Below are 13038 nucleotides of genomic sequence, written 5' to 3' on the forward strand. Positions count from 1 at the left end.
TTTTTTACCTATTTACTTTGTGTAATGATCGTACCGTCACCAAAAAGGCCAACCATAAGATCTTTTGCTTTTACCTCAGCCTGTACTTTACGGTTGTTCTTGTTTGCCAGCGGATATATTTTTGAGATAACACCTGTATATACTGTATCTTCTCCATCTATCTTATACTGAAATTTATTACCCACTTTTACATCTTTATAATACTTTTGGTCAAACTCTAAAACAAGTTTTCTCTCATGCTTGCTTTGGATCTTAAATACGGTTTTTAGCATCATCCCGTTTACGGTATCACCCACTTCAATCTCTTTAAAAAAGATCACCCCGTCAAACGGAGCACGAAGATATGTTTTGTCAAATAATGACTGTGTATAGTCCAGCTTTGCTTTTGCACTCTCATACTTTAAAGCATACGCATCAAACTCAGAGGCATCGATCAGATTTTTAACCTTTTGCTGTCTTTCGTAATCTTTTTGCGCATATTTATACACAACCTTTGCACTCTCAAGATTTGCTTTTGCATCTCTGTTTTCTAAAGAAGCTAAAACCTCTCCTTTTTTAACAGTGTCTGAGATATCTACGTTGACACGCTCTACTATTCCGCCTGCATCAAACGCCAGAGATGCACTTTTTTGTGCCAGAACATTAAACGTCGCATACACTTCGCCTGCCGATAAACTAAAAGCCAGACCAACTAAACCTATAAATATCTTATTCATTTAAAAACTCCTCTAAATTTTTTCCGTTGTAAAAGTAATATAAAGCATAGGCAACCTCTAAGTTGTTTAACGCTTCGTTATATGTAGCTTCAGCTTCCGTATGTGAACTCAGTGCATCGAGATACACCACATTGTCTACGATCTTGTGGTTATATTTTTCCGTAATTGTTTTTAGGGCACTTTTTGAAGCTTTTAATGCACTTGCGGCACTTGTAATATTTAACTTTGCCGTTTTTATGCGCTCATATGAAAGCTCAATATTTATCTCTTGCTCTTTTGTTTTGTACGCTATCTCACTCTCTAAAGCTTTTGCCTGTAAAACCAGTGCCTCTTTTTGCTCACCTAACATTCCAAAATCAAACAAACGGATATTTGCACTTAACATCAGCGTGTTTTGATTATCTAAAAGAGGTATAGGCTGTCCATTAAATAATGGTTTATCCTGATACCCGAAAACACTATACGTATCTTCCAACTTTACTTGTGGATAGTAGTAACTGTCTATAGTTTCAGAACCGTTTATAATAGAGCTTTTTTGGTATTTCAGTGCTTCGATACTATCTAGCTGTTCGCTCTCTTGAGTCAACTTTTTAAAACTTGATGCTTCAAAACCGTTTATATCTTTCCCCACTTGCAGTTGCAACTGTTTTTTAAGTGAAAGGATCTCAAACTTTAAAGACTCTATAGCATAGATGTTTTTATCGTATGCCGATTGCAGTCTGTCTACATCATCGCTTGTTGAGAGTCCCGCTTCAAAAAATCTTTGTATTCTTTGAAGTTGAGCATTAACCGCTTTTGCAGCTTCTTCACGTGCAATCAGTGTAGCTTCCAAACTCTTAAGCGTATAAAAATTCTGTACAATCTGCAGGGCTAAACTCTTTTTACTCGCCTCATAGATAGAACTGCTTGAGCTTAACTCATCCTCTTTTTGTTTTTGAGTATAGTATTTCGCCCCGCCGCTATAAAGGTCAAGTGACAGCTTTGCATAACCTGAGTATGTAGTCCCAGGTGAAAACGGTTGCGGGTCATCATTTCTCTGATAGTTCGCTCCTAAATCAAGTGTTGGAAAGTAAGCGCTTTTACTACTCTCTAACTCTTGAGATTTTGCATCTTTTTGTAAAGATTTTGATTGCAGCAAGTCGTTGTTTTGTTTTGCATATACGATCAAATCTTTTAAAGATTCGCTATACAAAAACAAAGGAACACTTAGCAATAACAATGTCTTTTTCATCTACTTCACCTCCAATAAACTAAATACAGAGTCAATAAAGAGGTTAAACTCCTCTTCTAAATCATATATAGTTGTACTTACCACATCAGTAACATACATCCCTTTTCCAACTACAAATAAACCTCGAGACAAGTTGATGGCGTCTGGAATCAGTTCACCTTTGTCTATACCCTCTTGTACAATAGATTCAAACCATTCATAATAGGTAGAGATACTATTGCTTTGAAACTCAATCATCTCATCAGTCGGAGTCATCAAAGAGATCGCTGTAAACTCTTTATACATCTCTCTAAGTTCATAATCCTCTTCACTGTAAAAGAACTCTGAAAACTTTTTAACTTTATCTCTTGTACTCTCTACACTTTCAAGCTTTTTAGTAAGAGCTATACGGTGTTCTTCCATCATAATAGTAATGATCTCAAAAACTATCTCTTCTTTGTTTTGAAAGTACTCATATATAGTCCCCTTGCCCACTTTCGCAGCTTTTGCAAGGCTTGATACCGTTAATGTATTGATATTGTTTTTTACAACCATATCTTTACATGCAAGGGCAATATCACGCTTTTTTTGCTCTTTATCTACAATTCTAGCCATATATTTTTTCCTATTTAAAAAATGACTGACCGTCAGTCAATTAAAAGAAGTATAGTTTTTTCTCACTTAAATAGCTCTGAGGAAAAGGATCTAGATCAAACCTTTATAAGAATAGAGAAATTCGACACCGCTCATCTCTTCACACTTTTTTATTAGTTGATCTTGTGCAGCTATATTATCGGCTTTAGAGTCATATGCTGCCTCTTTCATATGGTAAAAATATTTTTTATTTAAGTCTGCATCTTGGCTTGAAGCAAGCCAAACTTGTGTAGCACTCCCCTCTTCCAAACTATCTGGAGCACTATAGTTTGCCATTTTTGTAGGTACCCAGCCGGGATCAACACTATTTAGATAAAGCTCAGGCACTCTTCTTCCAATTGCCAACGCTAACATAAGCAGCTGCAGTTTGGAAGTTGAGTAGTCCACCCCGCTTTCAAGAGAAAGATTCTCAAACGAAATACTTCCGTGAGGATGCATATTTGAGTTGATAAATATCATCTGTTTTGGCTTATTGAGCAAAGAGCTGAGTATAAAAGGTGCCAATACGTTGACTTTGAAGATAAGATCTTTTGGAGCTTGATATACCCCGGCATTATGAATGATGGTATCAAAAGAACCAAGAGTATTAAGCTCTTTTGCCAAGTGTTTCACCTCTTGCATATTAGAGAGATCAGCTACTAACACTTTAGCTGATTTTGGCAGAGCATTAGCAACCTCTTCTAAGCGCTTTTTGCTACGGGCATGTAAAACCACTTCATGCCCTAATCGTATTAGCTCTTTAGCTGCCAATAGACCTAAACCGTCTGTTGAGCCTGTTATAAATATCATACTTAAATTGTAGCAGAATCAATTACGTATCTATATCTTGCTTCTTTGTTTTCCACTTTTTTCCAAGCTTCGGTAATCTCTTCCGCTTTAATGATCTCGATCTTCGGATATATCTTGTTTTCGGCACAATAATCTACCACTTCCTGAGTCTCTTTCATACCGCCGATAAGTGAAGCGTTGAAGTTAACTCTGCTAGCAGATAATCCTAAAGCATTTAAAGTGATCTCAAATCCAACAGGCATCCCCACTTGTGTATAAAACCCATACGGTTTCACAACTGAAGCATATGCCGCTACGTCATACTGGTAAGGGATCGTACATATCATATAGTCCATCTGCCCTGCATAGGTATAAAGCTTTTTAGTATCATCTACTACGATCACCTCTTTTGCACCAAAACCTTTAATATCCTCCGCCTTATCGGCAGTTGTTGTAAAAGCATAAACTTCGGCACCTCTACTTACTGCAAATTTTACAGCCATATGCCCTAATCCGCCAATACCTGCAACAGCCACCTTGTCACCTTTTTTAAAGTCTGCTCTCATAATAGGTGAATATGTTGTAATACCTGCACATAAAAGAGGTGCCGCTTCTTTTAGCTCAAGACTATCCGGGATATGTACAACATAGTGGTCTCTTACAACGATTTGTTTTGAGTACCCGCCCTGAGAGATTCCCGTCGGTTCTCTTTTATCTGGATAACCGTATGTAAACAACGTATCGCTTTGGTACTGCTCTTCATTCTCACATGTAGTACATCCGTCAACCATACAACCGACACCTGCACGATCACCCACTTTAAACTTGGTTACATTCTTACCGACTGCACTTACGATACCTGCGATCTCATGACCCGGAACCTGAGGATATTGTTGTGGTCCCCAGTGCCCTTTCATCTGGTGTATATCTGAATGACAGATACTTGCAAACTTGATATCTATTAAAACATCATTATCACCTACTGGACGTCTCTCAAACTTCCATGGCTTGAAAACTCCTGAAGTATCAAATACCGCATACCCCTCTGTTTTTACATAATTATTCATCTTCATTCCTTTCTCTGTTGCTAAAGCTGGACTCCAAAGTACTATTCCCGCACCAATTGCCGCCGAATACTTAATAAAATCTCTCCGAGATTGATTATTAACCACTGTTTCCATCATGCGATCCTTTTCTTTGGTTTTCATATTTCACTATTATAAAACGAATTAAAAAAATCGAATATACAAATAATCCATATAAGATGCCTAATTCTCCAAATTTAGTTTTGTTATAGTGAAATACACTACACTAAATTAATGCAGCTAATTTGCTTGATAGTGCTAAGACTTCTTCTTTCTCATTCAAACCATCAATAAATTTTTTTGGAATACCGTTTATACCCACTTGAGCACCAACTAATGCACCCGTCAAAATTGATCTTGCCTGGTTTTGACCACCCCCATTTAGAGCATGTAAAATAGCAGATTCAAAGTCATTATGAAATCTAGATGCAAGATAATAACTTGCAGGTACAATATGATAAATAGCGCAAGGCATCCCATACACAAGCGATGCTTTCCATGCAGGCTCAATAGTAATATCGGGATCATTTGCGGCTTGTGCTATAAAAGAGGGAGTAAGCAAAGCATCCGGAGATGCAAATAGTCCAATATTGGAAGGGTCTTTACTTCCTGTTTTAGGAGGCTGTAGATTATTTGATGTTACAGTATGAAAAGGAAGGTCACCACTTTTTACCAACCTCATTAGTTTAGTAGAGATATCTTTATCAAGCTTTTCCCCTTGTATTAGCTGTGCTAAAACTGCTCCGTAAGCTACTGTAATAGATCCCACTATATCATCGACCTGTGTCAAAAAAGTGTTGTTCGAAATTGATCTTGCAAGCTCTTTTGGATCAAAAGCATATCGTACAGCTAAGGCTAATGTTCGCTCAATTGCCTCAGTTGTATCTGCTCTACTTCCAACCTCATCCCAAGACAATTTTTGTTCAATCCTTTGTCTGTATATTGCTCTAATCGATTGAGATGTATATCCTCCCGGACCACTAATAGGTGTGCCATCTATTTTAGGAAGAAGATCTTCATCAAGTTTTTTACAAAAGTCTTTTTGAACATATCCACCTTGATCTATGATGGAGCGTATCATTAATTTTAGTATATAGCCTGATTGAGAGAAATTACCTGCTTTTTCATTTTCGTGATATCTCCCTTTTTTAGGTTCGGTAAAAGTATCTATCCATACTCCATAATCTTGATGGAGTTGCTCTATATCATAATACCAATGAGGTCCTAAAGCTAATGCATCACCAATAAATGCTCCTATTATCGCTCCCACTGCCCTCTCTTGAACTGTAATTGACATTTTAACTCCTTGAAATTGAGTTCTAACATGACATATTGTAGCAAGTCTACATAAAAACAGTAAAGTATTTCAAATGTGGAAAATAGATGCAAAAATATAGTAAAATTATCTCAATAGATTAAATTTGTATAGTTTACAATTTCACAATGGTATAAAAAATGGCAAAGAAAAAACAAAAAAGTGTAGAACTTAAAAACCAAAATATAACTTTCAGTCTTGAAAACAGAGATTTCGAAGTGATCCGTTTTTACCCTTCAAAAATGACATTGGATGTGATGATTTTTGAAGACAATATTAAACAAGGTATACAAGAGTTTCCTTTTGCACACCTTCCTCGCAATATAAAAAAGCTAGTTAATCCAAACTAAGAATAAAAAACTTCATGAATGAATTATTTTAACTCTTCCAATATGCCCACTGGTTAATCTTACTTTGATGCCATGTGGGTGTGTCGCAGAATTTGTAAGGATATCTTTTACAACTCCTTCTGTCAATTTACCACTTCTTTGGTCCTGCTTTAAAACAATACTGACATTACAACCTGATTTTATATCTGCTCTTCTTTTCCCATCCATTCTTATTTTTCACCATCTTTTTTCGAGGCTTTTATCATGAACGTACGTGGCTTTCTCTTTGGTTGTGCAAGTTTATTATCAGAATTTCGTTCATTCTTCTTGCTCTCAAAGTCACGTTTTTTATCAAACGGCTTTCTTTTTTTATACTCACTCTCAGAACGTTCTTTTTTATCATACTTTTTCTTATCGCCAAAAGGTTTTCTGTCCCCTTTCTCATCCGAGGCTTTTTTGTCCTGGTAAGACTTATACTTCCTTCCAGATTCGGCACGGCGAGACTGATACTCCGCACGCTCTTCTTCGGTGCGGACCGTTCCGTCTTTATGATGATTACGCTGACGGCGCTTGTTATGATCTGACGGTTTACCAAATTTTTTCTTTTCATAGCGTGGTTTTTGATCACGTTCTGAGCGGTTTTTGAAAGTACGTTCAGTTCGCTTTGGAGATTCTTCTTCAACTGTTTTAACAGGCTCAAACCCCTCTAAATATTTTTGCGGAATAGTCCGACCTAACATTGTTTCGATCTGGTAAAGCAGCTGTGATTCCTCTGCAAGCAGCAATCCGATAGAAAGTTCTTTAGCACATGACAAACGCTTAATGTAATGCGAAGCTTTTGTAGGAAGATCCGCATGGATGATGAGATCAAACTGTTGTGCATCTACGTCCATGATTTCATCATCGGTCATGACAGTAATATTTTCAACCTCTTCAAGCGAGAGGTTCGCCTTATCTGAAACGGCAATGAGAATAGACTTGTCGGCATAATGTGAAATGAGCTGTGTCAACATTTCTTGCTTGCGTGCAGGTTCACAATGATACAACCAGTGATTGTTGCGCTTGATGGTAATAGAAGATAACATGGGTGTCCTTAAAAAAATATCTCGGGCAGATACAAACGAGTGTAGCATTATAGCGGGATTATTACGAAATGACTGCAGAACAACTTGTACCACAACCTGTATCTTTTGGAACATGTTCTAAAATTCAAGTCTATATTGAACAAGGTTTCTAACATACTTTTTTGCTTCAAATATAAGAGTTTGTTGTATCAATAGGCATCTACTTTATAGAGGATATTCCAAGAACAATAAATAAAATCAATAATACAACAACTGTACCCATCCAAAATATAACATTCTTACTCTTACTGGCAATTTCCTTTTCCTTCTGACCGAAAATGCCATTTATATTGCCACCTTGTTCACTACTATCCTCTAAAACTTTTGTTTTCTCAGTATAACATTCTAATGAACTAAACGTATAACTGTAGATATAGACCAATATATAAAAAAGAATCATAAAAGGGATATTGATCTCAAACATATCAATATCTTCCCAAAGTCCAAAAACTTCTCGTACAGAATATGCAAAAATAATACTTCCAATAAAGGTAATGAGTACTTTTAAATAATGAAATGTTACGGTTTCTTCTTTCTGTATTTTGTGATTGCATTCAAGACAGTGTAAACTCTTATAATTTGAGTCTTCTTCTGGAAGCATTTGTGTATGAAGATGATAGTTCCAAATATTATATTGATAATCGCAACATGGGCATTCTTTTTCAAACATCATATCTATTCCTTATGCAGACAATTTTCATATAAAATAGGATTTTGCTCAAAACAATGCTGATAATCACTTTCCTTTGTATTACCACTTTTTATCAAGTTTTCAAGAGATAATATTGTGTTAAAAAGAGCAATTTTACGTTTATGGATTTGTCTTGTATTCATAAATTATCCTTTATTTTCTTCTTCTACTTCATTTAATTTCTTATACATTTTTATGCGCAATATTGACTCATATAAAGCTGATATTGCCAATAAAAGAAAAATAATAATAGCTGTTCCCATAAAATTATTAGTAACATCTAAAGAAGCGGAGAAATTATTAGCTATACAGTTTAGTTCTTCTATATTAGATTCTTTATAGATATCTTTTAGCAGTTTAACTTGAACATAGCTTTTATCGATTTTTTCTTCAATTTGAGGACGATAAGAATAATTGAAAAATATTATTGCAATGAATAAAACAATACTGAATATAATACTTCCTATACTAAAGTAATATGAAGATTTTTTCTTTAATTGCGTATCAGTTAAGCCCATTAGTTTCATCAATAATTCAAACATTTATTCCCTTTTTCTTTAATACAAAAAGAGTATAGCAGAAAAGAATTATAAAAAAATATTATTTCATATTTTTTGCTACAATAAGAAAACCCATGATAAGGTAAAAGTAAATGCAGAAGACTTTTGTTCAGAACATAGATATGTTTTTATTATGGATATTTCTATTTTTCGAAACTAAAGCATTATATAAATCATTACAAGCTTTAGAAGTAATAAGTTTTTTTGACATAATATTTAACTATGCATTTTTAATTCTGATTTTAATAGTAATTAGATTAATAAAAAAAGAAAATTTATTTGTAATTCTTCTGGATTTACTAGAAATTAGACCAAAAAAAGACAAATAATATTCACAAGGAGAAATTTTGAATGGTATTCTAATAATTTTAGTTATCTATCTATTCTTGTTTAACATTATTACTACATTCAGACTTTTTAAAACAGATATGTATGATTCTTTTCAAAAGTCTGTTCAAATTTTAATTCTATGGATTATACCGCTTATGGGAGCAGCTTTTATCGCCCATTTTCTAAATGATGAACCTTTAGTCTTATCAGAAAAGTTTCAAAAGTATGTTTTACTTATCAAGTTCTTACTATTACCATTCATGATTAAAGTAAGCTCAAATCTTGATAAAGAAATAGGTAATAGTAATGATGGTTATCAAGCAGAGTTCCCTGTATCAAATATTGGTGGCGGAGATTAAAGAATGAAATGGTTAAGTGAAAGATTAGTTGTATTATTCGTAGGTGTTTCAATGGTTTATATTGGGTACCTTATTGTATACGTTCAAAAATTTTATATGCATGGCTACTATGTTGATTTTTCAGATCCATATTTGCATTGGCCAATAGGTTTCATTACTGTCGTATTTGGAGTATATACAATATTAACTGCTATTACTTATAAATACAAAGCATGTATAGATGATATAAAAGACTAAACATGAAAAATGAAATATATATAAGCCTTTCAATCTACGATGCTAATAATGAAGAAATAACAAACCTTTTAAAAATAACTCCAACGAAAAGTGCTAATAAAGGAGAGTTGATTACCCAAAAAGGAACTATCTTCTATAAACGCAATATCTGGAAATATGAAAGTGTTTTTGAAAATATAATTCATCTTGAATCTGTATGTGAAAACATACTAGAATTTTTTGAACCAAGGAAAAAAGAACTAATTATGATAGGAGAAAAGTATGATATTGAATTAAGTATTGCTGCCTATTTAAAAGAAGGAATACCTTCAATACATCTTACAAAAGAACTCATTAGTTTTATCTATACTATTAATGCTGAAATAGATATTGATATCTACAATTTATAATAATATTTTTAAAAAAAATGAATAGAAAAACTATAATGTCCCCAATAAAATAGATTGTTACTAAAACAGTAGATTTTGGCTAAGTTGATTTTCTAATAATTATTATATAATCCATTTAGGATAAAACTAGTAATAATCGATTCATACAATTAAAAAGGGTTCTAAAATCACATGAATATTATCCGTCTTCTCTTTTTTCCATTAGTGCTTCTAACAATACTGATGATCTTTGTAAAAAGCGGAGATGATACAGATAAACAACCTTTATCAAAAGAATCGATTATCCTTGCTTTTGGTGACAGCTTGACCGCTGGATACGGAGCATCTAAAGGTAAAGACTACCCTTCACAACTTCAACGTCTTAGTGGCATAAAGGTTATTAATGCCGGTATATCGGGAGAAGTTTCTGCTGATGGTTTAAAGCGGCTTCCAGAGTTGCTTGAACAGTATAAACCTCAAGTGGTCATACTTTGTCACGGGGGTAATGATATTTTGCGAAAAAAATCGATGCACCAACTACAAGAGAATCTTCGCCAAATGATAATTTTAATTCAAAACAATGGTGCTGAAGTACTGCTTGTCGCTGTTCCCAATCTTAGTTTATTTGGTTTCTCTCCACTACCACAATATGAAGTTCTTGCAGATGAGTATGATCTTATGTTTGCCGAAAATGTACTAAGTGATGTTTTGGGAACGAACAAACTAAAAAGTGACAGGATTCACCCTAACGATCAAGGTTATAAGGTGATGGCTGAACGTTTCCATGAGATTTTATCGGATGAAGGCTTACTGAATTAATTGTTTGATTAAAACTATCTCAATATATTAAATTTGTATAGTTTACAGTAATGTAAAAATTACCCCTTTTTGTCCAGTTTTATTTTCCTGTCTTAGTATAATCTCTTCTTTACCTATTACATCAAACCCGTTCTCCTTACATAAAGATTCCACATACTCCATAGTGTGAGAAAACCTTCCACTTTTTGCTAATTGATGATTTGATGTATTGGTTTCTGATGAAAGTTCAATTGTAAATATAAAATAACCATTATTGCTAAGAGATTTTTTCACACTAGAAAAAACACCTTGCAGGTCTCCAATATATATGAAAACATCTGCTGCTATAATTAGGTCAAATTTTTTTACATTTTTAAAAAGAAAATCATGAATATCATTTATGTAAAGTGTAGTATAGATCTCTTTTTTTCTTGTCTCCTCTATCATATTAGTAGATATATCTACCCCAACTAAATTAGGAAACAAATCTACAATGTTTTTTCCTAATAGTCCGGTACCACATCCTAAATCCAAAACTTTTGAATCTCTAGGAGGATTTAAAAACTGTAATTTTTTTCTTATAATAGTTGGTACCTGATAGTTTAGTGAATTCATTAAATGGTTTTCAAAATGATCAGCATAACGATCAAATAGATCTTCAACATATTCTGAAGAGTATTTACTGCTTGTTTCTCTATTTAGCGATGCTAATAGATGATTTGCTCCTGGATGCTCTTGTCGTTTTTCTAGTGTTTTATGAAGATACTCGAGCATTTTTTGTTCATTTTTCATTTTTCTATAGCATTGTGCCATTGAAAAAAGAGCATCATAAAAATCAGGGAAGATTTTTATTGCCTTTTGTAAATAAAAAAGAGACTGTTCGTACTTATTAAGTTTATCATAGACGTCAGCTATTTGGTGATAGCATTTATAACAATTATTATCTACTTTAATTGCTTTTTTTAAATATACAAGTGCATTTTTGTAATCTTTATTATTTTTATAAGAGTTGGCTAGATTAAGATAATCATCACTCTCACTAGAGTCGAGTTTAATAGTGGGTTGTTTTTTCATATTGCAGCTCCAAAGGACTGAGCTGCAGAAAATATTAATTAAGTGTTAAATCAAAAAAGATAAAAATAGGCTCTGGAGAAGTATAGCATTTAAATCTTTAACAGTAAAGGGTTAAATTAATATTATGAAAGGTATGCTCCCCCGCTTACCGAAAGATAAGCACCCGTTACCTGAGCACTCTCATCTCTTACAAGAAAACTGATAGCATTAGCCACATCTTCAGGTTTTGAGATCGTCTGTGTTGGTGTCATTGAACGGATAAACTCTTTAAACTCCTCTGGAGCTTCACTTGTTGCATCTGTTAAAACTAAGCCCGGTGCTACAATGTTTGATGTAATGCCGTGTGCTCCCAACTCTTGAGCAAGGTACTTACTAAATGTATCAAGTGCCCCTTTTGCAGATCCGTGAGCGATGAAACTAGGAGCTGGAGTTTCCGATAATGTACTAGAGATAAATACCAAACGACCAAACTTTTTCTCGATCATTGAAACTGTTGCATGTTTTGCACATACGTACGATGCATGCATCTCATCGTTTAACTTTTGAGAGAACTCTTCCCAGCTTTGATCCACAAAAGGTTTTTGTGTAAAGTTCATATTTGCATTTGATACTAAAATGTCTACACCGCCATGATCTTTTGCAATAGTTTCAAACATAGATGCCACTTGAGCATCATCTCTTACATCAGCTTGGATGGCATAAGCTTCACCACCTTCAAAGTTGATCTCTTTTGCCAGTTCATTTGCAACTTCAACACTATTTACGTAGTTAATAAAAACTCTGTAACCGTTTTTTCCTAACTCTTTTGCAGTTGCTGCACCAATACCTCTTGCTCCACCTGTGATAAGTACATTTCTTTTTGTCATTTTTTATCCTTTTAAATTTACTTGTTAAATGCAAGTATATTACTGAAATTCTTAAAACTTGTTAAAGACAAGTATTTAGTTTTTTATGTTATAATTTTGTATGGAAAATAAAGAGTTTAATTTACCCGAGTCATACGGATACCACTTTAACATCATCTTTGTAAATATAAAACGGATGATGGAAATAAAGCTTAAACCCTACAATCTTACACATTTACAATTTAGCATCTTGATCAACATCTATAAAAACAACGTAACAACACAAAAAGAGATGTTAAAGTATATAAATGGGGATGAAGCGAGTATTACAAGACTTATCGACAGGCTTGAATCAAAAGGCTACCTCAACCGTGTGCAATCAACAGAAGACAAAAGAAAAAAGAGTTTAGTGCTTACAAAAAGCGGCATAACTTTATCAAAAGAGATCATAGGGTGTGCGCGAGAGGTTAACAAGGAGCTTACAAAAGATCTTAATGAAGATGAAGCAAAAGTGTTGTTAAAATTATTACAGAAAGTACATATTTCAATAAGTGAGAACGAAGCATAAAAGGGTA

Annotated in this window: 20 protein-coding genes; 7 read left to right on the forward strand and 13 right to left on the reverse strand. The window is 33.9% G+C overall.

All coding sequences use genetic code 11. From position 1 onward, the window contains the following. Nucleotides 1–8 precede the first annotated feature (8 nt). The 6 genes from FJR03_RS06365 to FJR03_RS06390 form a co-directional block, all read right to left on the reverse strand. Complete coding sequence (locus FJR03_RS06365; RefSeq protein WP_193112697.1) at nt 9–716, reverse strand: efflux RND transporter periplasmic adaptor subunit; 708 nt, start codon at nt 714–716, stop codon at nt 9–11. Continuing rightward, nucleotides 709–1947 carry a TolC family protein gene (locus tag FJR03_RS06370; protein ID WP_193112698.1) on the reverse strand — a complete coding sequence of 413 codons (1239 nt, stop codon included), beginning with the start codon at nt 1945–1947 and terminating at the stop codon, nt 709–711. Before FJR03_RS06370 ends, FJR03_RS06365 begins: the two co-directional genes overlap by 8 nt. Then, nucleotides 1948–2541 (reverse strand): TetR/AcrR family transcriptional regulator, encoded by a 594-nt coding sequence (locus FJR03_RS06375; RefSeq protein ID WP_193112699.1) that lies wholly within the window; start codon nt 2539–2541, stop codon nt 1948–1950. A gap of 90 nt (nt 2542–2631) precedes the next feature. Beyond that, on the reverse strand, nt 2632–3369 hold the full coding sequence (locus FJR03_RS06380; protein WP_193112700.1) for an SDR family NAD(P)-dependent oxidoreductase: 738 nt from the start codon (nt 3367–3369) through the stop codon (nt 2632–2634). Nucleotides 3370–3371: 2 nt separating this feature from the next. Further along, nucleotides 3372–4529 (reverse strand): alcohol dehydrogenase catalytic domain-containing protein, encoded by a 1158-nt coding sequence (locus FJR03_RS06385; RefSeq protein ID WP_193112701.1) that lies wholly within the window; start codon nt 4527–4529, stop codon nt 3372–3374. Nucleotides 4530–4659: 130 nt separating this feature from the next. Then, on the reverse strand, nt 4660–5730 hold the full coding sequence (locus FJR03_RS06390; protein ID WP_193112702.1) for an ADP-ribosylglycohydrolase family protein: 1071 nt from the start codon (nt 5728–5730) through the stop codon (nt 4660–4662). Between the two features lie 158 nt (nt 5731–5888). Here FJR03_RS06390 and FJR03_RS06395 point away from each other — a divergent pair, with 158 nt between their 5' ends. Continuing rightward, nucleotides 5889–6098, forward strand: coding sequence for a hypothetical protein (locus FJR03_RS06395; RefSeq protein ID WP_193112703.1), 210 nt, complete (start codon nt 5889–5891; stop codon nt 6096–6098). Between the two features lie 12 nt (nt 6099–6110). Here the strand turns inward: FJR03_RS06395 and FJR03_RS06400 are convergent, their stop codons facing one another. The 5 genes from FJR03_RS06400 to FJR03_RS06420 all read right to left on the reverse strand — a co-directional run bounded on the left by FJR03_RS06400 (nt 6111) and on the right by FJR03_RS06420 (nt 8434). Beyond that, entirely contained in the window at nt 6111–6305 is a 195-nt protein-coding gene (locus FJR03_RS06400) for a YwbE family protein (protein ID WP_193112704.1), read from the reverse strand. A 2-nt stretch (nt 6306–6307) separates the two neighbouring features. Beyond that, nucleotides 6308–7162, reverse strand: coding sequence for a DEAD/DEAH box helicase domain-containing protein (locus FJR03_RS06405; RefSeq protein WP_193112705.1), 855 nt, complete (start codon nt 7160–7162; stop codon nt 6308–6310). A 199-nt stretch (nt 7163–7361) separates the two neighbouring features. After that, nucleotides 7362–7874 carry a hypothetical protein gene (locus tag FJR03_RS06410; RefSeq protein ID WP_193112706.1) on the reverse strand — a complete coding sequence of 171 codons (513 nt, stop codon included), beginning with the start codon at nt 7872–7874 and terminating at the stop codon, nt 7362–7364. Nucleotides 7875–7876: 2 nt separating this feature from the next. Then, nucleotides 7877–8035 (reverse strand): hypothetical protein, encoded by a 159-nt coding sequence (locus FJR03_RS06415; protein ID WP_193112707.1) that lies wholly within the window; start codon nt 8033–8035, stop codon nt 7877–7879. A 3-nt stretch (nt 8036–8038) separates the two neighbouring features. Continuing rightward, nucleotides 8039–8434 carry a hypothetical protein gene (locus tag FJR03_RS06420; RefSeq protein ID WP_193112708.1) on the reverse strand — a complete coding sequence of 132 codons (396 nt, stop codon included), beginning with the start codon at nt 8432–8434 and terminating at the stop codon, nt 8039–8041. 110 nt (nt 8435–8544) lie between these two features. On the opposite strand from FJR03_RS06420, the gene FJR03_RS06425 reads away from it, so the two are divergent. The 5 genes from FJR03_RS06425 to FJR03_RS06445 all read left to right on the forward strand — a co-directional run bounded on the left by FJR03_RS06425 (nt 8545) and on the right by FJR03_RS06445 (nt 10565). Then, a complete protein-coding gene (locus tag FJR03_RS06425) occupies nt 8545–8781 on the forward strand; it encodes a hypothetical protein (protein ID WP_193112709.1) in 237 nt (78 codons plus the stop codon). Between the two features lie 18 nt (nt 8782–8799). Further along, on the forward strand, nt 8800–9141 hold the full coding sequence (locus FJR03_RS06430) for a hypothetical protein (RefSeq protein ID WP_193112710.1): 342 nt from the start codon (nt 8800–8802) through the stop codon (nt 9139–9141). Nucleotides 9142–9192: 51 nt separating this feature from the next. Then, nucleotides 9193–9378, forward strand: a complete 186-nt coding sequence (locus FJR03_RS06435) for a hypothetical protein (protein WP_193112711.1) — start codon at nt 9193–9195, stop codon at nt 9376–9378. Between the two features lie 2 nt (nt 9379–9380). Next, nucleotides 9381–9767, forward strand: coding sequence for a DUF4279 domain-containing protein (locus FJR03_RS06440; RefSeq protein WP_193112712.1), 387 nt, complete (start codon nt 9381–9383; stop codon nt 9765–9767). A gap of 171 nt (nt 9768–9938) precedes the next feature. Beyond that, a complete protein-coding gene (locus FJR03_RS06445; protein WP_226962089.1) occupies nt 9939–10565 on the forward strand; it encodes an arylesterase in 627 nt (208 codons plus the stop codon). Between the two features lie 42 nt (nt 10566–10607). Here the strand turns inward: FJR03_RS06445 and FJR03_RS06450 are convergent, their stop codons facing one another. After that, nucleotides 10608–11618, reverse strand: coding sequence for a methyltransferase domain-containing protein (locus FJR03_RS06450; RefSeq protein WP_193112713.1), 1011 nt, complete (start codon nt 11616–11618; stop codon nt 10608–10610). A 122-nt stretch (nt 11619–11740) separates the two neighbouring features. Next, nucleotides 11741–12484 (reverse strand): SDR family NAD(P)-dependent oxidoreductase, encoded by a 744-nt coding sequence (locus tag FJR03_RS06455; protein WP_193112714.1) that lies wholly within the window; start codon nt 12482–12484, stop codon nt 11741–11743. A 100-nt stretch (nt 12485–12584) separates the two neighbouring features. Between FJR03_RS06455 and FJR03_RS06460 the strand changes: the two genes are divergently transcribed. Beyond that, nucleotides 12585–13031, forward strand: a complete 447-nt coding sequence (locus FJR03_RS06460) for a MarR family winged helix-turn-helix transcriptional regulator (protein WP_193112715.1) — start codon at nt 12585–12587, stop codon at nt 13029–13031. Nucleotides 13032–13038 lie beyond the last annotated feature (7 nt).

The sequence above is a fragment of the Sulfurimonas marina genome (assembly GCF_014905095.1).
In the GTDB taxonomy this organism is placed as follows: domain Bacteria; phylum Campylobacterota; class Campylobacteria; order Campylobacterales; family Sulfurimonadaceae; genus Sulfurimonas; species Sulfurimonas marina.